The 24110-nt window shown below is 60.0% G+C and carries 21 protein-coding genes; 15 read left to right on the top strand and 6 right to left on the bottom strand.

What is annotated here, in order from left to right; all coding sequences use genetic code 11:
* Nucleotides 1-222 precede the first annotated feature (222 nt).
* The 4 genes from ACZ0A4_RS19325 to ACZ0A4_RS19340 are packed head-to-tail and all read right to left on the bottom strand — an operon-like array spanning nucleotide 223 to nucleotide 3769.
* Complete coding sequence (locus tag ACZ0A4_RS19325) at nucleotides 223-1074, bottom strand: ChaN family lipoprotein (RefSeq protein ID WP_463576011.1); 852 nt, start codon at nucleotides 1072-1074, stop codon at nucleotides 223-225.
* Nucleotides 1075-1095: 21 nt separating this feature from the next.
* Nucleotides 1096-1863, bottom strand: a complete 768-nt coding sequence (locus ACZ0A4_RS19330; RefSeq protein ID WP_463576012.1) for a heme ABC transporter ATP-binding protein — start codon at nucleotides 1861-1863, stop codon at nucleotides 1096-1098.
* Nucleotides 1863-2900, bottom strand: coding sequence for a FecCD family ABC transporter permease (locus ACZ0A4_RS19335; RefSeq protein ID WP_463576014.1), 1038 nt, complete (start codon nucleotides 2898-2900; stop codon nucleotides 1863-1865). The genes ACZ0A4_RS19330 and ACZ0A4_RS19335 overlap by 1 nt, the downstream gene beginning before the upstream one ends.
* Nucleotides 2897-3769, bottom strand: coding sequence for a heme/hemin ABC transporter substrate-binding protein (locus ACZ0A4_RS19340; protein ID WP_463576015.1), 873 nt, complete (start codon nucleotides 3767-3769; stop codon nucleotides 2897-2899). The genes ACZ0A4_RS19335 and ACZ0A4_RS19340 overlap by 4 nt, the downstream gene beginning before the upstream one ends.
* A gap of 166 nt (nucleotides 3770-3935) precedes the next feature.
* On the opposite strand from ACZ0A4_RS19340, the gene ACZ0A4_RS19345 reads away from it, so the two are divergent.
* Nucleotides 3936-4253, top strand: a complete 318-nt coding sequence (locus tag ACZ0A4_RS19345; protein ID WP_463576017.1) for a Rieske (2Fe-2S) protein — start codon at nucleotides 3936-3938, stop codon at nucleotides 4251-4253.
* Here the strand turns inward: ACZ0A4_RS19345 and sfsA are convergent.
* On the bottom strand, nucleotides 4250-4963 hold the full coding sequence (gene sfsA, locus ACZ0A4_RS19350; protein ID WP_463576018.1) for a DNA/RNA nuclease SfsA: 714 nt from the start codon (nucleotides 4961-4963) through the stop codon (nucleotides 4250-4252). The two genes, ACZ0A4_RS19345 and sfsA, sit on opposite strands and share 4 nt — an antisense overlap.
* Nucleotides 4963-6135 carry a pyridoxal phosphate-dependent aminotransferase gene (locus ACZ0A4_RS19355; protein ID WP_463576019.1) on the bottom strand — a complete coding sequence of 391 codons (1173 nt, stop codon included), beginning with the start codon at nucleotides 6133-6135 and terminating at the stop codon, nucleotides 4963-4965. Before ACZ0A4_RS19355 ends, sfsA begins: the two co-directional genes overlap by 1 nt.
* Before the next feature lie 334 nt (nucleotides 6136-6469).
* On the opposite strand from ACZ0A4_RS19355, the gene dksA reads away from it, so the two are divergent.
* The 14 genes from dksA to ACZ0A4_RS19425 all read left to right on the top strand — a co-directional run bounded on the left by dksA (nucleotide 6470) and on the right by ACZ0A4_RS19425 (nucleotide 24062).
* Nucleotides 6470-6913, top strand: coding sequence for an RNA polymerase-binding protein DksA (dksA, locus tag ACZ0A4_RS19360; RefSeq protein ID WP_008080850.1), 444 nt, complete (start codon nucleotides 6470-6472; stop codon nucleotides 6911-6913).
* A 197-nt stretch (nucleotides 6914-7110) separates the two neighbouring features.
* Nucleotides 7111-8007, top strand: coding sequence for a tRNA glutamyl-Q(34) synthetase GluQRS (gene gluQRS / locus ACZ0A4_RS19365; protein ID WP_463576020.1), 897 nt, complete (start codon nucleotides 7111-7113; stop codon nucleotides 8005-8007).
* Between the two features lie 77 nt (nucleotides 8008-8084).
* Nucleotides 8085-8261, top strand: coding sequence for a hypothetical protein (locus ACZ0A4_RS19370; protein ID WP_003176118.1), 177 nt, complete (start codon nucleotides 8085-8087; stop codon nucleotides 8259-8261).
* On the top strand, nucleotides 8245-11199 hold the full coding sequence (locus tag ACZ0A4_RS19375) for a sensor histidine kinase (protein ID WP_178087436.1): 2955 nt from the start codon (nucleotides 8245-8247) through the stop codon (nucleotides 11197-11199). Before ACZ0A4_RS19370 ends, ACZ0A4_RS19375 begins: the two co-directional genes overlap by 17 nt.
* 22 nt (nucleotides 11200-11221) lie before the next feature.
* Nucleotides 11222-12658, top strand: coding sequence for a sigma-54-dependent transcriptional regulator (locus ACZ0A4_RS19380; protein WP_064392482.1), 1437 nt, complete (start codon nucleotides 11222-11224; stop codon nucleotides 12656-12658).
* Between the two features lie 735 nt (nucleotides 12659-13393).
* Nucleotides 13394-14797 carry a polynucleotide adenylyltransferase PcnB gene (locus ACZ0A4_RS19385; RefSeq protein WP_463576022.1) on the top strand — a complete coding sequence of 468 codons (1404 nt, stop codon included), beginning with the start codon at nucleotides 13394-13396 and terminating at the stop codon, nucleotides 14795-14797.
* Nucleotides 14798-14801: 4 nt separating this feature from the next.
* Nucleotides 14802-15287, top strand: a complete 486-nt coding sequence (folK, locus tag ACZ0A4_RS19390) for a 2-amino-4-hydroxy-6-hydroxymethyldihydropteridine diphosphokinase (protein WP_463576023.1) — start codon at nucleotides 14802-14804, stop codon at nucleotides 15285-15287.
* 398 nt (nucleotides 15288-15685) lie between these two features.
* On the top strand, nucleotides 15686-16486 hold the full coding sequence (panB, locus tag ACZ0A4_RS19395; RefSeq protein ID WP_093434905.1) for a 3-methyl-2-oxobutanoate hydroxymethyltransferase: 801 nt from the start codon (nucleotides 15686-15688) through the stop codon (nucleotides 16484-16486).
* On the top strand, nucleotides 16483-17343 hold the full coding sequence (gene panC / locus ACZ0A4_RS19400) for a pantoate--beta-alanine ligase (RefSeq protein ID WP_463576025.1): 861 nt from the start codon (nucleotides 16483-16485) through the stop codon (nucleotides 17341-17343). Before panB ends, panC begins: the two co-directional genes overlap by 4 nt.
* 211 nt (nucleotides 17344-17554) lie before the next feature.
* Entirely contained in the window at nucleotides 17555-17935 is a 381-nt protein-coding gene (gene panD, locus ACZ0A4_RS19405) for an aspartate 1-decarboxylase (RefSeq protein WP_463576027.1), read from the top strand.
* 231 nt (nucleotides 17936-18166) lie between these two features.
* Entirely contained in the window at nucleotides 18167-19831 is a 1665-nt protein-coding gene (pgi, locus tag ACZ0A4_RS19410) for a glucose-6-phosphate isomerase (RefSeq protein ID WP_102900508.1), read from the top strand.
* 214 nt (nucleotides 19832-20045) lie between these two features.
* The gene (gene acs, locus ACZ0A4_RS19415; RefSeq protein WP_463576028.1) at nucleotides 20046-21983 is read left to right on the top strand and encodes an acetate--CoA ligase; all 1938 of its coding nucleotides are present in this window, start codon (nucleotides 20046-20048) and stop codon (nucleotides 21981-21983) included.
* A 51-nt stretch (nucleotides 21984-22034) separates the two neighbouring features.
* Complete coding sequence (locus ACZ0A4_RS19420) at nucleotides 22035-22907, top strand: oxygenase MpaB family protein (RefSeq protein ID WP_463576030.1); 873 nt, start codon at nucleotides 22035-22037, stop codon at nucleotides 22905-22907.
* A 138-nt stretch (nucleotides 22908-23045) separates the two neighbouring features.
* On the top strand, nucleotides 23046-24062 hold the full coding sequence (locus tag ACZ0A4_RS19425; protein ID WP_463576031.1) for a class I SAM-dependent rRNA methyltransferase: 1017 nt from the start codon (nucleotides 23046-23048) through the stop codon (nucleotides 24060-24062).
* Nucleotides 24063-24110 lie beyond the last annotated feature (48 nt).

Genomic DNA, 24110 nt, shown 5'->3' on the forward strand with positions numbered 1-24110 from the left:
TTTGTTTACCGGGCGTTCCGGCCATTTCCCAGACAAATTCAGGGAAACGGAAAAACAGTTGTTGACTCGGTAATGAGAATCGCTATGATTATCACAACTGGTCGCGAGATCAGTCGATATTCTGAAAAGCCCTTGGTTCGGACTCTCAGATTATCTCCTCATCAGGCTAATCACGGTTATTTGACCCGGTTTTTACCGGGTCTTTTTTTGCCTGTGGAAAAGTCATTTGCCCAACTGTCTGCGCATCTGCTCGCAGTAATCCTGCTTTGGCGTGACAGGCGTGTACCAAACGTAGTCGGCCATCGCGGCCGTTACCTCGGAGCCCTGCTCTGCCAGCATCAACACCGTTGGAGCCTCAGTGGCGCCCAAATCCACAGCATGCAGCGGCATGCCAACATCCTTGCGCGCATGCCACGCACCGGCCAGCAAGATCGAGGGCGTGGGCGCTGCCAGCAGACGCTCGGCCATACGCCGATCACGTTGCTGCTGAACGGCCAGCATTGCCGGCATCTGTGATTCGGGCAACAGGCCACAGTGGGAATCGCTGATCTGTTCCAGCAATACAGTTTTCACCGATTCAGCATTGCTGCGCTTTCCCGTCAACACCGGTGGATCACGATAGAAGGTGCGGATTTCGGCGTTGGTCAGATTCGCCGCCAGCATTGGATACGGTTGCGTGAAAGCGAAACGGACAATGGGCCCGTAGAGATTCCAGTCCCAGCCATCCTGCCAGGCCAATGCGTCAGGGAGGTCAGCGGGCGGCGTTATCGTCTGGCGCACTTGATCAACGCGAGGCTGTTGATCCGGCGTGAGCATTTCCAGGAGCAGACTACCTTGCGGCCGCTGCTCACCGAGCGAGCGCAACAACCACAATTGCGCCGCGTGATGATCGGCATTGTCATGCTGTTCGCCGATAATCACCCGCGCAGGGCCGGCAAGGTGCATCAGCAATTGCTGTGCAGTCAGCTCCTGCCCGCTACGCAGATCGCGAATCTCACCACTGACCGGCGAAGGCGCCACAGCATGCTGACACCCCGCAAGCAACACCACCGTCAACAGCCACAAGCCACGCATGCAATCACCTCAATGATCCAGTCAGCGGGCGATAATCAGCGGATGCCCACGCTCCGGGTGCGGCTGCACCAACACTTCGAGACCGAATACGGCTTGGAGCGTGTTCGGACGCAAAACCTGCTGCGGTGTATCCAGCGCCACCGGGCGCCCGCCTTCCAGCAGTAGAATGCGATCACAATAACGCGCCGCCAGATTCAGATCATGCAGGATCACCAACACCGCCGCGCCACGATCGGCAAACTCGCGCACAGCCTGCAAGGTGGTGTGCTGATGCAGTGGATCGAGCATCGACGTCGGCTCATCCAACAGCAGCGTCTGCCCCGCCTGCCCCGGCCAAAGCTGCGCCAGGACCCGCGCCAGATGCACACGCTGACGCTCGCCACCGGACAGCGCCAGATAACTGCGACCGCTCAAGTGTCCGGCATCCGCCGCCGCCAAAGCCGCCGCGATGATTTCGTCATCCCGGGCCCGACCGCTTTGCCAAGGCAAGCGGCCCATGCCGACCACCTCTTCGACGCGGAAAGCAAAATCCAGGGTCGACACTTGGGGCAACACCGCCAATCGTTGCGCACGCTGCGGGCCAGTCCAGTGACTCAACGCCTGCCCGTCGAGTGAAACCCCGCCCGCGCTCGCCGCCAACTCACCGCACAAGGCGCCGAGCAAGGTACTTTTACCCGCACCGTTCGGCCCGAGCACACCGAGCACTTCACCCGGTTCGAGTTGCAGCGTGACCTCGCTGAGTACGGCTTTGCGACCACGCTGGATGTGCAGATTCTGCGCACGCAACATCAGGCACGCCCTCGCAGCAGCAAATAGAGAAAGAACGGCGCACCGATAAATGCGGTAACAATACCGATCGGCAACTCCGCCGGCGCCAGCGCCAGCCGCGCGACCAGATCAGCCAACAGCAACAGGCTTGCCCCCGCCAGCACCGATGCCGGCAGCAATACTTTGTGATCTGGCCCCGCCAGCAAACGCACCAGATGCGGCACCACAAGCCCGACAAAACCGATCATTCCGGCGGCCGCGACTGCCGCGCCAACCCCCAGCGCCGTGCAAAACACCAATTCACGCTTGAGCCGCTCGACATCAATACCCAAATGCCCAGCCTCGGACTCCCCGAGCAGCAAGGCATTCAGCGCTTTCGCCCGACGCGGCAACCACAACGCGACACCGGCGCTGATGATCAGCAACGGCCACAACCGCGCGTAACTGGCGCCATTGAGGCTGCCAAGGTTCCAGAACGTTAGTGTGCGCAAAGTCGCGTCATCCGCCAGATAAGTGAACAGCCCGACCGCGGAACTGGCCAGCGCCGTTAGCGCAATACCAGCGAGCAACATGGTCGCGACATTGGTCTGGCCGTTGCGGCGACCGAGTCGATAAACCAGCGCCGTCACTCCAAGCCCGCCGAGAAACGCACAGACCGACAACAGATAAGGGCCGAACCATTCCGGCAGACCGCCAAAAAACGAACCGCCGACAATCGCGATCGCTGCGCCCAATGCCGCGCCGCTGGACACACCCACCAGCCCCGGATCTGCCAGCGGATTGCGAAACAAGCCCTGCATTGCCACGCCGGACAACGCCAGCACACCGCCGACCGCCAGCCCGAGCAGGGTTCGCGGCAGACGAATCTGTCCGAGGATCAGTTCAGCCTGCTCCAGTCCATCCGGTGCCAATGGCAGGCCAAGCATGCGCAATGCCGCGCGCAACGTATCGATCAGCGGCAGGCTGACCGGCCCCAACGCCAACGACAACCAGATCGCCAATAAACACAGGAGCGTCAGGCCAATGAACAAGCCACGAGGTTTTACCAGTGTGGTCATTGGCCGCTCTTGGCCGGGTAGAAACCCTCAGTCAGGCTTTTCAACGCCGCTGGCAACCGTGGTCCAAGGCCGCCGACCAGCAAAGTCGGGTCAAGCTCCAGTACCCGACCGGCCTTGGCCGCGCGGCTTGAATTTAGAATCGGGTTTTCCTTGAACAGCGCCGCTTTCGCCGCCTCACCGGTCAATGCACGGTCGGCGAACACCAGCACTTCAGGATCGAGACTGGCGAGGGATTCCACGGAAAACGGCTTGTAACCCGTGTGCGTCGCCAGGTTATGTCCGCCCGCTAGTTGCAGCAGCCAGTCAGCGGCGGTGTCCTTGCCGGCGATCAATGGTTTGCCACCAGCATGTCCAAGCAACAGCAGCACACCCGGCGCTTTTTGTTTGATTTGCGCATCCGCAACACGCACTTTCTGCGCATCAAGTTGCTGTTGATAACTTTGCAGTAGCTGCTTTGCCTGGGCTTCTGTGCCGAGCAACTGGCCCAGATGCGTAACGTTTTTCTCCAGCGTCGGCAGATCCGGCTGAGCCGAGAACAACACCACCTGAACCTTGGCCGCTTTGACTTGCGCCAGAACTGGCGGCGGGCCCATTTCTTCAGTGCCAATCAAGATATCCGGGCGCAGACTGAGAATGCCTTCAGCCGAAAGACTGCGCTGGTAACCAATGCTCGGCAGCGCCTTCAACGAGTCCGGATGCTGACTGGTGGTATCGACGCCAAACAGTTTCGCCTCGCCGCCCAAGGCACTGACCCACTCCGACAGCGCACCGCCAGCGCTGACCCAACGTTGCGGCAAATCCGCCGCTGCAGCCTGGTGGCTGACCAAAAGTCCGACACACAGCACAGCAACGCGGGTACTCAGGCGCATACACAGCTTCCTTGAACATGGTTTTTCCCGGGCATCGGGATGAGAGGCCAAGTATCCTCGACATCTGCCAGCCGCCCTGCGGACGAAGGCCGTCATTTGATAATTGTTTGCATTTAAACGTCAAGCTCGGACATATCCAGACACGAGCCGACACTAGAGGATAGTCATGAAGTTTCTCTGCGCAGGCGCCGATCTGGCCGAAGCGAAAAGCCGTGGTTTCGAGATCGACGGCAACAAGCTGTTCGCCGTGCGCCGCAGCGGCCAGGCCTATGTCTACCTCAATCGCTGCCCGCATCGGGGCGTCGGGCTGGAATGGCAGCCCGACCAGTTTCTCGACCCGAGCAGCAGCCTGATCCAGTGCGCCACCCACGGCGCATTGTTTCTGATCGAGGACGGTGAATGCGTGGCCGGGCCTTGCGCCGGGCAATCACTCACCGCCATACCTTGCCGGGAAGATGTGCAAGGGCTGTGGATCGATGTTTAACCGTTAAGCAGCACGTCAAGACGCCGGTCGATGACCATCTCCTCATGGTCCAGCCGCACGCCATACGCCAGCACCTCAACGCCGCAGGCCACTGCTTCGAGAAGCGCATCGGCGTAGGCCGAATCGATTTCCTTCGCCGGCCGCACCGCTTCAATCCCGGTCAGATTGACGCAATACAACTGCACCGCCCGAATTCCGTCCCGCGCCAAATGTGCCAGCTCACGCAAATGCTTGGCGCCGCGCTGGGTCACGGCATCGGGAAATGCTGCCACCGCAGTACCGTCGAAACCGAGGGTGACGCTTTTCACCTCTACATACGCCGGACCACTGGGGTATTCGAGACGGAAGTCGATACGGCTCTTTTCCTGCCCGTACGCGACTTCACGTTTCAACGCGGTAAAGCCGTTCAACTCGCTGATGACGCCGGCCTGCAGCGCCTCCTCGACCAAACCGTTGGCCCGTGCGGTATTCACGCAAAACAACCGACCCTGCGGGGTTTCGCCAATTTCCCAAGTACCGGGCAATTTACGCTTGGGGTCATTTGAGCGACTGAACCAGACCTGCCCGCCCTCGACCTGACAGTTGAGCATCGAACCAGTGTTGGGGCAGTGAATGGTCAGCAACTCGCCGTTAACAGTTTCGATATCGGCGAGAAAACGCTTGTAACGACGGATCAGTCGCGCCTCTTCCAGAGCAGGATAAAAGCGCATCAGCCTTGCCAGCTCTTCAAGCCACGGGCGATTCGCTCCACCGCTTCCTGTAAGCGAGGGAGGTTTTGCGTGTAGGCAAAACGCACATGGTGACTGGCCTGATACCGGCCGAAATCCAGGCCTGGGGTGAAGGCAACGTGCTCGGTTTCGAGAAAATGTCGGCAGAACGCGAAGGCATCGCCGCCGAACTGGCTGATATCGGCGTACAAATAGAACGCGCCCTCAGGCTCCACGGCGATGTTGAATCCCAACTCGCGCAACGCCGGCAGGAGGAAATCGCGACGACGGCCGAACTCGGCGCGGCGCTCTTCGAGAATGGCGATGGTATCCGGTTCGAAACAGGCCAACGCCGCATACTGGGCCATGCTCGGTGCGCTGATGTAGAGGTTCTGCGCCAGTTTTTCCAGCTCGCTGACGGCCGCATCCGGCGCCACCAGCCAGCCGAGACGCCACCCGGTCATGCCGAAGTATTTGGAGAAACTGTTCAATACGAACGCACTGTCATCGACTTCCAGAACGCTGGCGGCGTCGGTGCCGTAAGTCAGGCCGTGATAGATCTCGTCCACCACCAGATGCCCGTGTTTCGCCTTGATGGCTGTGGATAACCCGGCCAGCTCATCTCGGGTCAGGATCGTTCCGGTCGGGTTGGCCGGCGAGGCAACCAGCGCGCCGACGCTGTCGTGATCCCAGTGCCGCTCGACCAGATCAGGAGTCAGTTGATAACGCACGTCCGGACCAACCGGCACCAGTTGCGCCGCGCCTTCGACCAGACGCAGAAAGTGCCGGTTACACGGGTAGCCCGGATCCGCCAGCAGCCAGTGTTTACCGGGATCGACCAGCAACGCGCTGGCCAGCAACAAGGCGCCGGAACCGCCCGGGGTGATCAGAATTCGCCGCGGATCAATGTTCAAGCCATAACGCGATTGATAAAACCCGGAGATTGCCTCGCGCAGCTCCGGAATCCCCCGCGCAGCGGTGTAACGGGTCTTGCCCGCCGTCAGCGCAGCCTGCCCGGCACGAATGATCGGCTCGGCCGTGGTGAAGTCTGGCTCGCCGATTTCCAGGTGGATCACGTCATGCCCTTCAGCTTGCAACTCATTGGCCCGCGCCAGCAGCGCCATCACATGGAACGGTTCGATCGCACGACTGCGCGCACTGTAAGGCTGAGCCATTGGTTTTCCTTCGGCAGGGAAAAAGAGACGATTCTACCCATCTGCCGGAACGAGCGAGAACCCGCAGCGGTCACAGCCTCAAGAACGCTGGACTGTAACGATACGAGCGTACGCTCCAGGATTGACTAAAATCAGTGATTGAACAGGTCTTCAACACCACCAGACACGGCTTGCCAAACATTTGCAAGCGCCACCCGCCGGGGCCTCGACATCCGGGAGTAGCGCAGGCCGAATTGATCTGGTAAGTTCGCCCGCTTGCAGCCGCAGGGCCGGCAGGTGTCGGTGATGGAGCAATCCTGCGCAATGGATTACAAGAGTAGAGGCGGTCCATTTCATGCCCACCCAAGCAAAGCAACAGCAGAATCAGACGATCAGCGGTTTCGAACCTTATGTTCCGGCGAAAGGTGAGGAGTACATGGGCGCCCCGATGCGCGCGCACTTCACCAAGGTCCTGAACAAGTGGAAACAGGAGTTGATGCAGGAAGTCGACCGCACCGTTGACCACATGAAGGACGAAGCTGCCAATTTCCCGGACCCGGCCGACCGTGCCAGCCAGGAAGAAGAATTCGCCCTCGAGCTGCGCGCCCGCGACCGCGAACGCAAGCTGATCAAGAAAATCGACAAGACACTGCAACTGATCGAAGACGAAGAGTACGGTTGGTGTGATTCGTGCGGCGTCGAGATTGGCGTAAAACGCCTCGAAGCACGTCCTACAGCCGACATGTGCGTCGACTGCAAGACACTGGCGGAGATCAAGGAAAAGCAGGTCGGCAAGTAATCTCGACCTGAACGAAAAACGGAGCGTGCGAACGCTCCGTTTTTGTTTCTGCCTTTTGCCTTTTGCCTTTGTGGGAGCGAGCTTGCTCGCGAAGGCGTCGGATCAGGCACCTTAATGCTGAATGACACACCGCTTTCGCGAGCAAGCTCGCTCCCACAGGTGTTGTGTGCACGCGCTGAAAAAGTACTATCGCATTCATGACTGCCAAAAAATCCCCCGCCTACGTCGGCCGCTTCGCCCCAACCCCCAGTGGCCACTTGCACTTCGGTTCACTGGTTGCCGCCCTCGCCTCCTACCTCGACGCACGTTCGGTCGGCGGTCGCTGGCTGGTACGCATGGAAGATCTCGATCCACCCCGTGAAGAACCCGGTGCGCAAGCCGCGATCCTCAAGGCGCTGGAAAGCTACGGCTTCGAATGGGATGGCGACATGGTGCGCCAGAGCGATCGGCACGCTGCCTACGCCGACGTGCTCAACAGCCTGTTCAATCATGGCTTGGCCTACGCTTGCACCTGCTCGCGCAAACAGCTCGAACCGTACAACGGCATCTATCCGGGCCTGTGCCGCAATGCCGGCCATGACCAGCAAGACGCCGCCATCCGCCTGCGCGTGCCAGAACTGGAATACCACTTCATCGATCGAGTGCAGGGTGAATACCGTCAGCATCTGGGTCGCGACGTCGGCGATTTCGTCATCCGCCGTCGCGACGGCCTCTATGCTTATCAACTGGCCGTGGTGCTCGACGACGCCTGGCAAGGCATTACCGACATTGTGCGCGGTGCCGACCTGCTCGACTCGACGCCGCGCCAGCTCTACCTGCAGGAATTGCTGGGAATGCGCCAGCCGCGTTACCTGCACCTGCCGCTGATTACTCAACCGGACGGCAACAAGCTCGGCAAGTCCTACCGTTCACCGCCGCTTGAAGCGGATCAAGCCACGCCATTGTTATTGCGAGCCCTGCGCGCACTAGGGCAAAACCCCGGCGCCGAACTGGCTCACGCCTCGCCGCAAGAGTTGCTGGCGTGGGGCAGCACGCACTGGGATGCCACAAAGATCCCGCGCACACTGACTCTGCCCGAGGCGCAACTGCCATGACGACACTTGCAGTCGCGCGCCCATCCGTTACCATCGCCGCACGTTTTCGGGCACGCGCATAAAAAAGAGAGGCCGGGATGTACATCTATCGCTTGGTCCTGCTTTTAGTCGTGGGGATCTACCTGTTTTCCCCCGCCATCATGGATTGGTGGATCGACGCTACGGGCGCCTGGTATCGCCCCTATCTGCTCTGGCTGATCCTGATTGTCGTGACCTTCATCCTGCAGAGCCAAAAAGATGCCGATGAGCTTTAGCCTGACCCAGATGATCCTGATCAGCGCCGCGTACCTGGCGGTGCTGTTCGGTGTTGCCTGGATCAGTGAACGGGGCATGATCCCGCGCGCGATCATTCGCCACCCGCTGACGTACACCTTGTCGCTGGGGGTTTACGCCAGTGCGTGGGCGTTCTACGGCACGGTCGGCCTGGCGTATCAGTACGGCTACGGTTTTCTCTCCAGTTACCTCGGTGTGTCCGGCGCGTTTCTATTGGCGCCGGTGCTGCTCTATCCAATTCTGAAGATCACCCGCACCTATCAGCTGTCGTCGCTGGCGGATCTGTTTGCCTTCCGCTTTCGCAGCACCTGGGCTGGCGCGCTGACCACGATTTTCATGCTGATCGGTGTGCTGCCGTTGCTGGCGCTGCAGATTCAGGCAGTGGCCGACTCCATCGGCATCCTCACCGGAGAGCCAATTCAGAGCCGCGTGGCGTTGGCGTTCTGTGCGCTGATCATCCTGTTCACGATTTTCTTCGGCTCCCGGCATATCGCCACCCGCGAAAAGCACGAAGGCCTGGTGTTCGCGATTGCCTTTGAATCGGTGATCAAACTGGTCGCCCTCGGCGGCGTCGGCCTTTACGCACTGTACGGCGTGTTCGACGGCCCGCAGCAACTTGAGCTGTGGCTGCTGCAAAACCAGACCGCCCTCGCCGCATTGCACACGCCATTGCAGGAAGGCCCTTGGCGCACACTGCTGCTGGTGTTCTTCGCCTCGGCGATCGTGATGCCACACATGTATCACATGACCTTTACCGAAAACCTCAATCCGCGCTCGCTGGTGAGTGCGAGCTGGGGCTTGCCACTGTTCCTGTTGCTGATGAGCCTGGCAGTGCCGCTGATTCTCTGGGCCGGTCTAAAGCTCGGCGCCACGACCAATCCGGAATATTTCACCCTCGGCATCGGCATTGCCGCCAACAGCAAACCGCTGGCGTTGCTCGCCTATGTCGGCGGCTTGTCGGCAGCCAGCGGGCTGATCATTGTCACCACACTGGCGCTGTCGGGCATGGCACTGAACCATCTGGTGCTGCCGCTTTATCAACCGCCGGCCGAAGGCAATATCTACCGTTGGCTGAAGTGGACCCGCCGTGCGCTGATCGTCGCGATCATCATGGCTGGTTTCGGTTTCTACCTGATGCTCGGTGCCGAACAGGATCTGGCCAACCTCGGCATCGTCGCTTTCGTCGCCACGTTGCAATTCCTGCCCGGTGTGTTGTCGGTGCTGTACTGGCCGACCGCCAACCGTCGCGGTTTTATCGCCGGTCTGCTGGCGGGGATCCTGGTCTGGGTGGTGACCATGCTGTTGCCGCTGGTCGGCAATCTGCAGGGTTTCTATATCCCGCTGCTGAACATGATTTACGTGCTCGACGACACCAGTTGGCACATGGCGGCCATCGCCTCGCTGGCGGCCAACGTATTGATGTTCACCCTGATCTCGCTGTTCACCAACGCCAGCCCCGAAGAAGCCAGCGCTGCCGAAGCCTGCGCTGTGGATAACGTCCGTCGCCCGCAGCGGCGTGAGCTGCACGCCGCCTCGCCTCAGGAGTTCGCCACACAACTGGCGAAACCGTTGGGCGCCAAGGCTGCGCAGAAAGAAGTCGAGCAAGCGCTGCGTGATCTTTATCTGCCGTTCGACGAACGCCGGCCATACGCCTTGCGTCGCCTGCGTGACCGTATCGAAGCCAACCTCTCCGGCCTGATGGGCCCGAGCGTGGCCCAGGACATGGTCGAAACCTTCCTGCCTTATAAGGCCGGCGGCGAAAACTATGTAACCGAAGACATCCACTTCATCGAAAGCCGCCTCGAGGATTACCACTCGCGCCTCACAGGTTTGGCCGCCGAACTCGACGCCTTGCGTCGTTACCACCGCCAAACCCTGCAGGAACTGCCGATGGGCGTCTGCTCGCTGGCCAAGGATCAAGAGATCCTGATGTGGAACAAGGCCATGGAAGAACTCACCGGGATCGCCGCGCAACGTGTGGTCGGTTCGCGCCTGAGCACCATTGGCGAGCCGTGGAAAGAATTGCTCCAGGGTTTCATCAACCTGCCCGATGAGCATTTGCACAAACAGCATCTGGCCCTCGACGGACAGACCCGCTGGCTGAACCTGCACAAAGCGGCGATTGATGAGCCGTTGGCACCGGGTAACAGTGGTCTGGTGTTACTGGTTGAAGATCTGACCGAAACGCAAATGCTCGAAGATAAACTGGTGCACTCCGAGCGCCTGGCGAGCATTGGTCGTCTTGCGGCCGGTGTGGCCCACGAAATCGGCAACCCGATCACCGGCATCGCCTGTCTGGCGCAAAACCTGCGCGAAGAACGTGAAGACGATGGCGAGCTGACGGAAATCAGCGGACAGATTCTCGAGCAGACCAAGCGTGTGTCACGCATCGTCCAGTCGCTGATGAGTTTTGCCCACGCCGGCAGCCATCAGCACAGTGACGAGCCCGTCTGTCTGGCCGAAGTCGCGCAGGACGCCATCGGGCTTCTGGCGTTGAACCGACGCAATTTCGAAGTGCAGTTCTACAACCTGTGCGATCCCGATCACTGGGTCGAAGGCGATCCGCAGCGACTCGCCCAGGTCTTGATCAACCTGCTCTCCAACGCCCGCGACGCCTCGCCGCCACACAGTGCGGTACGGGTCAAGAGCGAAGCCGGCGAACACACGGTCGATCTGATCGTCGAAGACGAAGGCAGCGGTATTCCGAAGAACATCATGGATAGATTGTTCGAACCCTTCTTCACCACCAAGGATCCTGGCGAAGGCACCGGTCTGGGCCTTGCACTGGTCTATTCCATCGTTGAAGAGCATTATGGACAAATCACCATCGACAGCCCGGCTGATGTACAAAGCCAACGCGGCACCCGTATCCGGGTGACCTTACCGCGTCATGTCGAAGCGACGTCCGCTGTGAACTGAGACCGTCGAGAGTATCGAATCAATGCCGCACATTTTGATCGTCGAAGACGAAACAATTATCCGCTCCGCCTTGCGCCGCCTGCTGGAACGCAACCAGTACCAGGTCAGCGAAGCCGGTTCAGTGCAGGAAGCACAAGAACGCTTCACCATTCCTACGTTCGATCTGATCGTCAGCGATCTGCGTCTACCGGGCGCGCCGGGCACCGAGCTGATCAAGCTCGGCCAAGGCACGCCGGTGCTGATCATGACCAGTTACGCCAGCCTGCGCTCGGCGGTCGACTCGATGAAGATGGGCGCGGTGGACTACATCGCCAAACCTTTCGACCACGATGAAATGCTTCAGGCTGTCGCACGGATCCTGCGTGATCGTCAATCGGCCCCTGCTGCCGGCGAGCCCGTTGCCGTGAAAACGACCAACGGCAGCGGCAAATCCGCCGTCGACAACAGCAACGGCGAGATCGGCATCATTGGTTCCTGCCCGCCCATGCAGGATCTGTACAGCAAGATCCGCAAAGTCGCGCCGACCGATTCGAACGTGTTGATCCAGGGCGAGTCCGGCACCGGTAAAGAACTGGTGGCCCGCGCTCTGCACAACCTGTCGAAACGCGCCAAGGCGCCGATGATTTCGGTGAACTGCGCGGCCATTCCGGAAAGCCTGATCGAGTCCGAACTGTTCGGCCACGAGAAAGGCGCGTTCACTGGCGCCAGCGCCGGTCGAGCCGGTCTGGTTGAAGCGGCGGACGGCGGCACGCTGTTCCTCGACGAAATCGGTGAGCTGCCACTCGAAGCTCAGGCCCGCCTGCTGCGCGTGTTGCAGGAAGGCGAGATTCGCCGGGTTGGCTCGGTGCAGTCGCAGAAAGTCGATGTGCGCCTGATTGCGGCCACTCACCGGGACCTGAAGAGCCTGGCGAAAATCGGCCAGTTCCGTGAAGACCTTTATTACCGCCTGCATGTGATCGCGTTGAAACTGCCGGCGCTGCGCGAGCGCGGTGCCGACGTCAACGAAATCGCCACGGCGTTCCTCGCTCGCCAGAGCGCACGCATCAATCGTACCGACCTGAAATTTGCTGCGGATGCCGAACAGGCGATCCGTCACTATTCCTGGCCGGGTAACGTGCGTGAGCTGGAAAACGCAGTCGAGCGCGCAGTGATTCTGAGCGAAAGCCCGGAAATTTCCGCCGACTTGCTGGGTATCGACATCGAGCTGAGCGATCTGGAAGACGACGAGTTCATCGGTCTGCCGCCACAAACGGCGGGTAACGCCAGCAACAGCAGCCACGAACCGACCGAAGACCTGTCGCTGGAAGACTACTTCCAGCACTTCGTCCTCGAGCATCAGGACCACATGACCGAGACCGAACTGGCGCGCAAACTGGGCGTCAGCCGCAAATGTCTGTGGGAACGCCGTCAGCGTCTGGGCATCCCGCGGCGCAAGACCGGGGTCGCCAGCGAGAGCTGAACGTTATCTGTCGAGCGTGCGGGTAACGCTTGAGAATGTGAAAAAACTGTTACCTCAGTCCTTTCACGTAACAGAAGCCGGGGTTATCGGTAACGAAACCCCGGCTTTTTTTCGCCCCGACAAAACGGTTATATCGACCTAACCCCTTGTTTTATTGGGTTTCACAAAAGTTGGCACGCCCCCTGCTATATGTTTAGTACAAGAACAATAACAAGCAATGCACAAGACAATAAAAATAAGACGAATCGACTCACGCACAATAAAAACAAGACGGCGAGAGGCGTAGCTAACTGATTCTTTTGGAGAGGCGTTGTATTTGGGGCTTGCCCCACGACCAGGCCGAGAACAACAAAAACTGTCCTAAGACAGAGCCTGTACTGGTTGGATCGAGAGATCACTGCAATTCAGCGACCAAAGCAATCCGTTTGCTCTTGGCTCCCGATTGGGAGGGTCACGAAGGAAACACTTCGTGGCGAGGGCACTCAACAAAAACAAGAAGCCCGAATCAATAATAAAAAGAGCACGCAACTACTTCTTGGGGAGCTTCGGCTCCCCTTGTAGTTTCTCCCTTCTGTAAAAAACCCTCTGCTTTACCCCCGTTTCACCCTTGTAGCTTGCGGCTTTCAGCTCGAAACTGCTGTCTCCTACACCATCCCTCGACTAAATGCTAGAATCTGCGCCCATCATGCGGTCATTCTTTGGTATGGCCGAACATTCCTTCAAACAGTGCATCCCATGCTGAAGAAGTTGTTCCAGTCATTCCGAACTCCCGTGCGTCGTACGCAACACATCCGCAGCACCCCTGAAGTGCTCAACAGCGGTCAACATTCGCTGCAGAAAACGCAATTCAGCCGCTATGCGGTGAATATCGTCGAACGCCTGCAAGGTGCCGGTTACCAGGCTTATCTGGTCGGTGGTTGCGTGCGTGACATGCTGCTGGGCATCACGCCCAAGGATTTCGACGTCGCCACCAGTGCCACCCCTGAGCAAGTCCGTGCCGAATTTCGCAATGCACGGATCATCGGCCGTCGCTTCAAACTGGTGCACATCCATTTCGGTCGCGAAATCATTGAAGTCGCGACCTTCCGCGCCAATCACCCGGTCAACGATGACGACGAGGACAGCAACCAGTCTTCGCGTAACGAGAGCGGGCGTATTCTGCGCGACAACGTTTACGGCACGCTGGAAGAAGACGCGCAACGCCGCGACTTCACCATCAACGCCCTGTATTACGATCCGGTCAGCGAGCGCATCCTCGACTACGCCAACGGCGTACACGACATCCGCAACCACCTGATCCGTCTGATCGGCGATCCGAAGCAGCGCTATCAGGAAGACCCGGTGCGCATGCTGCGGGCCGTACGTTTCGCCGCCAAGCTCAATTTCGGCATCGAAAAGCACACCGTGCAACCGATCCGCGAACTGGCACCGATGCTGCGCGAAATCCCTTCGGCGCGTCTGTTCGAAGAAGTGCTCAAGCTGTTCCTCTCGGGGCACGGCGCGATCACCTTCGAAATGCTGGTTGATCTGCAACTGTTCGCCCCGTTGTTCCCGGCCAGTGCCGACGCGCTGGAACACAACCCGGAATACACCCACACGCTGATCAGCGAAGCGTTGACCAACACCGACCTGCGCATCAAGCAGAACAAACCGGTGACCCCGGCGTTCCTGTTTGCCGCGCTGCTGTGGCCTGCCCTGCCGGCCCGCGTGTTGCGTCTGCAAGAACGCGGCATGCCGCCGATTCCGGCCATGCAGGAAGGCGCCCATGAGCTGATCGCCGAACAGTGCCAGCGCATCGCGATTCCAAAACGCTTCACCATGCCGATCCGCGAGATCTGGGACATGCAGGAACGTCTGCCACGCCGCAGCGGCAAACGCGCCGACCTGTTGCTGGACAATCCGCGTTTCCGCGCCGGTTACGACTTCCTGCTGTTGCGTGAAAGCGCTGGCGAAGAGACTGATGGGCTGGGCGAATGGTGGACGGACTATCAGGACGCCAACGACAGCGAACGTCGCGACATGATCCGCGACCTCAGCGGCAAGGGTGATGACGCCAGCGGCGCGCCGCGCAAACGTCGCCGCAGCAGCGGTTCCAAGCGCAAGCGCGCCGGCGCACCGAGCGCTTCGACAGGCGAGTAAAGGCATGGAACGCATCTACATCGGCATGGGCAGCAACCTCGCTGACCCCGCCGAACAATTGCGCAGCGCCGTCGAGGCGCTGGGGCAATTGCCGCAGACCCTACTCGCTGGCGTTTCTGCCTTTTATCAAAGCGATTCATTGCTGCCGGGCCAACCGCGATATACCAACGCGGTCGCGGCGCTCGACAGCGCCCTCGCCCCGCTGGAACTGCTTGATGCGCTGCAGGCGATCGAAAATGATCAGGGCCGAGAACGCCTTGAGCGCTGGGGCCCACGTACGCTGGATCTGGATATTCTGCTGTTCGGCAATCGACTGATCGACGAGCCACGCCTGAAAGTCCCGCACTACCAGATTCAGGAACGCGCGTTCGTGCTCTATCCCCTCGCCGAACTGGCCCCGCAAGATTTGCATCTTGCCGATGGCCGCACCCTGTCCGATCTGCTGGCAGCCTGCCCGTTCGTCGGCCTGGAACGCCTCCCGACAGATTGATTGCAATCCCCTGTGGGAGCGAGCCTGCTCGCGAAAGCGGTATGTCATTCAGCACTGTGTTGACTGATTCGCCGCCTTCGCGAGCAGGCTCGCTCCCACATTGGTTTATTCCAGACCCAGGATTTTTGTCGGACAAAAACCCGTCGAATCAGCCCCGCCGCACCGCTGAATCGCATCAGTAACGCCGGTAACACTCTCCTCGTAACAATGCGGTAACACACGCAATTGACTTCCTGTTGGCTCATCACGACTATAGGCGTCCCGCTGCCGCCAACCCGGCACATACGGGCGCAATCCAGGCCTTATAAGCACGACAAAAGAGCGTGCGCCTGAGTAGATGAAGAATCACGCGCGTTACTCGCAGTAGTTTCCAGAGCGCCTGAACGAGGATTTTTTACATGCCAGCCATCACCCTGACCACGCTCCAGAGCCTCAAGCAGAAAGGTGAAAAGATCACCATGCTGACCTGCTATGACGCGACCTTCGCCCACGCCTGCAACGAGGCCGGTGTCGAAGTGCTGCTGGTGGGCGACTCCCTCGGCATGGTCCTGCAAGGTCACGACAGCACATTGCCGGTGACCACCGCAGAAATGGCCTATCACACCGCCTGCGTCAAGCGCGGCAACACCGACGCCCTGATCCTCGCCGACCTGCCGTTCATGGCCAACGCCACTCTCGAACAAACCATGACCAACAGCGCCATGCTGATGCAGGCCGGTGCGCACATGGTCAAGGTTGAAGGTCAGCTGTGGCTGGCGGAGTCGATCCGTCTGCTCGCCGAGCGCGGTGTACCGGTCTGCGCGCACATGGGCCTGACCCCACAAGCGGTGAATATTCTCGGTGGCTATAAAGTGCAGGGCCGCAACGAGAACCAGGCGCGGCAGATGCGTGCCGATGCGATCTCGCTGGAACAGGCCGGCGCCGCCATGCTGCTGCTGGAGTGCGTACCGAGTGAGCTGGCCGCTGAAATCAGCCAGGCCGTGAAGATTCCGGTGATCGGTATCGGTGCCGGTAACGCCACCGACGGTCAGGTGCTGGTACTGCACGACATGCTTGGCCTGTCGATCACTGGCCGCGTGCCAAAGTTCGTGAAGAACTTCATGCACGGTCAGGACAGCATCCAGTCCGCGCTGAAGGCTTACGTCAACGAAGTCAAAGCCACCACGTTCCCAGGCATCGAACACGGATTCTCTGCATGAACACCGTTAAAACCGTACGCGAACTGCGCGCCGCCGTAGCCCGCGCCCGCAGCGAAGGCAAGCGCATCGGCTTCGTACCGACCATGGGCAATCTGCACAGCGGTCACGTTGCACTGATCACCAAAGCGACCCAACGTGTGGATTTCGTGGTCGCGAGCATTTTCGTCAACCCGCTGCAATTCGGCGCCGGCGAAGACCTCGATAAATACCCGCGCACGTTGGCGGCGGATCAGGAGAAGCTGCTCGAAGCCGGTTGCTCTCTACTGTTCGCGCCAACTGTCGAAGAAATGTACCCCGACGGCATGGCAGGACAGACTCGGGTCAGCGTGCCCCAATTGTCCGAAGGCCTGTGCGGCGCCAGCCGTCCGGGGCACTTCGAGGGTGTCGCGACCGTGGTCAGCAAACTGTTCAACATGGTCCAGCCGGATCTGGCGATTTTCGGCCAGAAGGATTACCAGCAACTGGCGGTGATCCGCGCGCTGGTGCATGACCTGAACATGCCGATCCAGATTATCGGCGAACCGACCGTGCGCGCCGCCGACGGCCTGGCGCTGTCATCGCGCAATGGTTTCCTCAACGAGGAACAGCGCGCGGTGGCACCGGTGGTCTATCGCTCGCTGAGCAACATTGCCGAATCGATCAAAACAGGCGAACGGGACTTCCCGGCGCTGATCGCGGCCCAGATGCAGCAGCTGGAAGCGGCGGGCCTGCGTCCGGATTATCTGGAAATCCGTCATGCGCTGACCTTACGTCCGGCAACGGCGCAAGACCGTGATCTGGTGATTCTGGTGGCCGCGTTCCTCGGCACCACGCGGTTGATCGATAACCTGCACCTGAATCTCGATAGCCCGGTTTAACCAACACCGCAACATCCCCTGTGGGAGCGAGCCTGCTCGCGAATGCGATATGTCAGTTGACGACGATGTCGACTGATCCGACGCCTTCGCGAGCAGGCTCGCTCCCACAGTGGTTTTCGGTGTTATGAACATTGCATTTCAAGGCGTATTGCCGCCTTAAAAGCCTTCGGGCACACTGCCCGCCGTTCGATTCCAACCTGGGAAAACCCTCATGCACTCGATCCTGCTCAAGGCCAAACTGCACCGCGCCGAAGTCACTCATGCAGTGCTCGATTACGAAGGTTCGTGCGCCATCGATGGCGAGTGGCTGGACTTGTCCGGCATCCGTGAATACGAGCAGATCCAGATTTATAACGTCGACAACGGCGAACGTTTCACCACCTACGCGATTCGTGGTGAAGAAGGCTCGCGGATGATCTCCGTTAACGGCGCCGCTGCGCACAAGGCCAAGGTCGGCGACCGCGTGATCATTTGTGCCTACGCCCATTACAGCGAAGCCGAGCTGGTCAATTTCAAGCCGCGCATGCTCTACATGGCGCCCGGCAACGAGCTGAGCCACACCAGCAACGCCATCCCGGTTCAGCTCGCCTGATCGCGAAATCGCCCCGCGCCCTCTCCGTTTGTCGGCCAGTTCCCGGTCTCGATGTTAAAAAAGTACAGGGATCTGGTCAGACAAAGTCAAGACAGAACGCAGCGCGAGGTTTACTGTATTCGCCCTGTGTCCAGAAATCGTGTCGACGCAGTTGATCCCATGCCAAAACATGGCGTGCCGGGTCTGTTCAGTGTTCAAAAGGCCGTTCAAGTAAAAAGGAAAACCGCAGCGATGGCGTATTACCTCACTCCTCAAGACGTTACCGCTCTGCCCGCCTGGCAAGCGTTGAAAGACCACCGCCAAGCCATGCAGGATTTCAGCATGCGCGAAGCCTTCAACGCCGATCCGCAGCGCTTCAATCAGTTCACCCTCAGCAGCTGCGGACTGTTTCTCGATTATTCGAAGAATTTGATCAACGCCCAGACCCGCAACCTGCTGGTCGGTCTGGCCAATGAAGTCGATCTCAAGGGCGCCATCAAAGCGCTGTTTGAAGGCGAAATCGTCAACACTTCCGAAGGCCGCCCGGCGCTGCACACCGCCCTGCGTCGCCCGGTGGGCGACAAGCTGTCGGTCAATGGCGTCAACGTTATGCCGGAAGTCCACAAGGTTTTGAACCAGATCACCGATCTGGTTGGCCGCATTCACGACGGTCTGTGGCGTGGTTACACCGAAAAGCCGATCACTGATGTGGTGAACATCGGCATCGGTGGCTCGTTCCTCGGCCCTGAGCTGGTCTCCGAAGCGCTGCTGTCGTACGCGCAGAAAGGCGTGCGTTGCCATTATCTGGCGAACATCGACGGCAGCGAATTCCACGAGCTGACGCAAAAGCTGCGCGCCGAGACCACGCTGTTCATCGTTTCGTCGAAGTCGTTCAATACCCTCGAAACCCTGAAGAATGCCCAGGCCGCACGTGCCTGGTACCTGGCGCAGGGCGGTTCGGAGGCCGAGCTGTATCGTCACTTCATCGCCGTTTCGAGCAACAACGCGGCGGCTGTGGCGTTCGGTATCCGCGAAGAAAACATCTTCCCGATGTGGGACTGGGTCGGCGGCCGTTATTCGCTGTGGTCGGCCATCGGTTTGCCGATTGCCCTGGCGATCGGCATGTCCAACTTCAAGGAATTGCTGTCCGGTGCCTACACCATGGACCAGCATTTCCAGACCGCGCCGTTCGAACAGAACATGCCGGTGCTGCTGGCCCTGCTCGGTGTGTGGTACGGCAACTTCTGGGGCGCGCAAAGCCACGCGATCCTGCCGTACGACCACTACCTGCGCAACATCACCAAGCACTTGCAACAGCTGGACATGGAATCCAACGGCAAGAGCGTGCGTCAGGACGGCACGCCGGTGTCGACCGATACCGGTCCGGTGATCTGGGGCGGCGTCGGCTGCAACGGTCAGCACGCTTACCACCAGTTGCTGCATCAAGGTTCGCAACTGATCCCGGCCGACTTCATCGTGCCGATCGTCAGCTTCAACCCGGTCTCCGACCATCACCAGTGGCTGTACGCCAACTGCCTGTCGCAGAGCCAGGCGCTGATGCTCGGCAAAACCTTGCCGGAAGCCGAGCAGGAACTGCGCGACAAGGGCATGAGCGAAGAAGAAGTGCACAAACTCGCACCGCACAAGGTGATCCCGGGCAACCGTCCGAGCAACACCATCGTGGTCGAACGCATCAGCCCGCGTCGTCTCGGCGCACTGGTGGCGATGTATGAGCACAAAGTGTTCGTACAAAGCGTGGTCTGGGGCATCAACGCCTTCGACCAGTGGGGTGTGGAGCTGGGCAAGGAACTGGGCAAAGGCGTTTACAACCGTCTGGTCGGCAGCGATGAAACCACTGCTGATGACCCTTCCACTCAGGGCCTGATCAACTACTTCCGCGGTCGTCACCGCGGTTGATGTGAATGGGTTGCCCACAATTCCCGTGGGCAACCCATATCCAATGTGGGAGCGAGCCTGCTCGCGAATGCGGTGTGTCATTCAGCATCTTTGTTGACTGACACACCGCATTCGCGAGCAGGCTCGCTCCCACAGTTGTTTTACACATGACTTGAACCTCTGCATCGCTCGGCGCATCTTTATTCCTGTCGCACCACAAGAATAAGGAACCGTCATGTTCGATATCAGCACGTTCCCCAAAGCCGATGCCGTCCGCCGGGCTGCCCAGTTGAGTCAGGAAGACTATCGGCGCCTGTACCGCGAATCGATTGAACACCCCACTGCCTTCTGGGCCGAGCAGGCCATGCGTTTCCTCGACTGGAGCACACCGTGGCAGACCGTCCAGCGCTACGACCTGAAAACCGGTGAGGCCGCCTGGTTTGCCGGGGGCAAACTGAACGTCAGTTACAACTGCATCGACCGCCACCTCGACCAGCGCGGCGAGCAGACCGCCCTCCTCTGGGAAGGCGACGACCCTGCCGAATCGGCGAAAATCACTTACAAAAAACTTCACCACCATGTCTGCCGCTTGGCCAACGTGCTGAAAAGCCGTGGCGTGAAGAAAGGCGACCGGGTGTGCATTTACATGCCGATGATCCCCGAGGCCGCTTACGCCATGCTCGCCTGTTCGCGGATCGGCGCGATTCATTCGGTGGTATTTGGCGGCTTCTCTCCTGATTCCCTGCGTGACCGTATTCTCGATGCCGACTGCCGCACAGTGATCACCGCCGACGAAGGTGTACGCGGCGGCAAGTTCGTGCCACTCAAGCAGAACGTCGACAAAGCCCTGCAAAGTTGCCCGGACGTCAGCACCGTCGTGGTGGTCGAGCGCACTCAAGGCAGCGTCGATTGGGTCGAGGGCCGCGACCTTTGGTATCACCAGGCGGTACGCGATGTCAGCGACGATTGCCCACCGGAACCGATGGACGCCGAAGATCCGCTGTTCATCCTCTACACCTCGGGCAGCACCGGCAAACCCAAAGGCGTGCTGCACACCACCGGCGGCTATTTGCTGCAAGCGGCGATGACCTTCAAATACGTGCTCGACTACCGTGACGGCGAAGTGTTCTGGTGCACCGCCGACGTCGGCTGGGTCACCGGCCACAGCTACATCGTTTACGGCCCGCTGGCGAATGGCGCGACCACGTTGATGTTCGAAGGCGTGCCAAGCTATCCGAGCAGTTCGCGCTTCTGGCAGGTGATCGATAAACACAAGGTCAACATTTTCTATACCGCTCCGACGGCTCTGCGTGCGTTGATGCGTGAAGGTGCCGAACCGTTGAAGGAAACGTCGCGCGCCAGCCTCAGATTACTCGGCAGCGTCGGTGAGCCGATCAATCCGGAAGCGTGGGAATGGTATTTCAATGTCGTAGGAGAACAGCGCTGCCCCATCGTCGACACCTGGTGGCAGACCGAAACCGGCGGCATCATGCTCAGCCCGTTGGTCAGCGCACAACGAATCAAACCCGGTTGCGCCACGCAACCGATGTTCGGCGTGCAACCGGTGCTGCTCGACGAACACGGCAAGGAAATCAAGGGCGCCGGCAGCGGCGTGCTGGCGATCAAATCCAGCTGGCCGGCGCAGATCCGCAGCGTCTACGGCGACCCGCAGCGCATGGTCGACACCTATTTCAAACCCTACCCCGGCTATTACTTCACCGGTGACGGCGCACGCCGCGATGAGGATGGCGATTACTGGATCACCGGGCGCATCGACGACGTGATCAACGTCTCCGGCCATCGCATCGGCACCGCCGAAGTGGAAAGTGCTTTGGTGCTGCACGACAGCATCGCCGAGGCAGCCGTGGTCGGTTATCCGCACGACGTCAAAGGTCAGGGCATTTACGCCTTCGTCACGCCCATGAACGGTGCCGAGCCCAACGACGAATTGAAGAAAGAACTGCTGGCGCACGTCAGCAAGGAAATCGGCAGCTTCGCTAAACCGGACTTGATCCAGTGGGCGCCGGCCTTGCCGAAAACCCGTTCAGGCAAGATCATGCGGCGCATTCTGCGCAAGATCGCCTGCAACGAACTCGACAGCCTCGGCGACACCTCGACCCTGGCCGATCCGAGCGTGGTGCAAGGCCTGATCGACAAGCGTCTCAATCAGTAACGCTTCGGGCGCGGTCAACGGGCCGCGCCCGCCCTTCTTCACTGAGTAGTCATGGAATTCATCCGCAGTCGTATCGAAAACCAACTGATGAGCCTGACCGGGCTTTCACTCGGCCAACTCGACCTGGAAAACCCCAAGGGCGATCCCGGCCTGTTCGGCCCGGATTCGGTCAGTTGGCAGGTGCACGGCGATTTCAGCAGCATGTTGATCGGCGGCATCAGCGCGTTGTTGCTGCAAGCTTTGCATCCACTGGCATTGGCCGGGGTTTGGGATCATTCGAATTTCCGTGAAGACATGCTCGGGCGCTTGCGGCGTACCAGTCAGTTTGTTTCCGGCACCACGTTCGGCTCGCGAAAGGACGCCGACTGGCTGATCGAGAAAGTGCGCACCATTCACCTGCAAGTGGTCGGCACTGCGCCGGATGGTCGGCCTTATGCGGCGAGCGATCCGGACTTGCTGACATGGGTGCATGTGGCCGAGGTCAGCAACTTTCTCGCGGCACATCTGCGCTATCGCAATCCGCAGTTGTCGGGGGCGGATCAGGATCGTTACTACGCGGAAATCGCGTTGATCGCCGAGCGTCTGGGTGCGCGGGATGTGCCGAAATCGCGGCAAGCCGTGGCCGACTATCTGCAACGCATGCGCCCGCAGTTGTTGTGCGATGAACGCAGCCGCGAGGTTTTGCGATTGTTGCTTGCAGCACCGGCGCCGAGTGTTCTGGCGCGACCCTTTGGTGATTTGATGATGAAGGCCGGCATCGACCTGCTGCCGGACTGGGCCAGCGACATGCTTGATGTTCGACAGAGCTCGCTGCAACGGCAATTGATTCGCGCCAGCGTGAGGCGCAGCGCACCGATGCTGCGCTGGGCAATGCGCAATGGCTCAGTGCAAAGAGCTAAACGCCGGATGGGCTTGCTGACCTAAAAGCTTCGCGAGCAGGCTCGCTCCCACCTTTGGAATGCATTCCCATGTGGGAGCGAGCCTGCTCGCGAAGGGTGCAACTCGATTGCCCGCCAAGCTGCTAAACTCCCGCGCCCCCATTCTCTCCAGCAAGGCGCCCGCATGTCTTCCTTGAATCAGGCGCTGCGCGCCGCCCTCGATCAACGCCAGGATCTGCTGGCCGAGTTGCACAGCCAGGGCACCGATTGCTATCGGCTGTTCCATGGCAGCCAGGAAGGCGCCGGCGGTTTGACCATCGACCGCTACGGCCCGCAACTGCTGGTACAAAGCTTTCACCAGACGCTGGAACGTGACGACCTGGTGCAACTGCACGCCATGGTCAATCAGACGCTGGGCCTGGAAACCTTGCTGGTCTACAACGACCGCTCCCGTGGCAACTCGCGCATCGACCGCGAAGATAGCGTCTACAAAGCCGACGACGCCGCACTGGCGGATCTGGTCGGCCACGAGTGGGGTTTGAACTACCGTGTGCGCGGCCGCCATGCCGGGCAGGATCCGCTGCTGTTCCTCGACCTGCGCAACACGCGCGGCTGGGTCAAGGATCACGCCAAAGGCAAATCCGTGCTCAACCTGTTCGCCTACACCTGCGGCGTTGGCCTCAGTGCCGCCGCCGGCGGCGCGCGTGAGGTGTGCAACCTGGATTTCGCCGAAGGCAATCTGGCGGTCGGGCGCGAAAACGGTCTGCTTAACCCGCAGTTACCGGAAATGGAGTTCATTCAGTCGGACTACTTCCCGGCCATTCGCCAACTCGCCGGTCTGCCGATCAGCCAGCGCCGTGGGCAAAAACTGCCGAGCTACCAGCGCCTCGATCAGCGCCAATATGATCTGGTCCTGCTCGACCCGCCCGCCTGGGCCAAAAGCGCATTCGGCACCGTTGACCTGCTGCGCGACTATCAGAGCCTGCTCAAACCGGCCTTGCTGACCACCGCCGACAACGGCGTCCTGATCTGCTGCAACAACCTGGCGAAAGTCAGCATGGACGACTGGCGCGAACAGGTCCTGCGCTGCGCCGAAAAGGCTGGCCGGCCAGTGCGCGAGTGGAGCGTGATGACCCCGGGCGCCGACTTCCCGTCCATGGACCAGCAACCGCCGCTGAAAACCCTGATCCTGCAGCTCTAAATCCCACATGGGATTTGTTCCTACAGAAGAATCTGAACAATCCTGCAG

It is taken from the genome of Pseudomonas sp. AC172 (assembly GCF_979258595.1).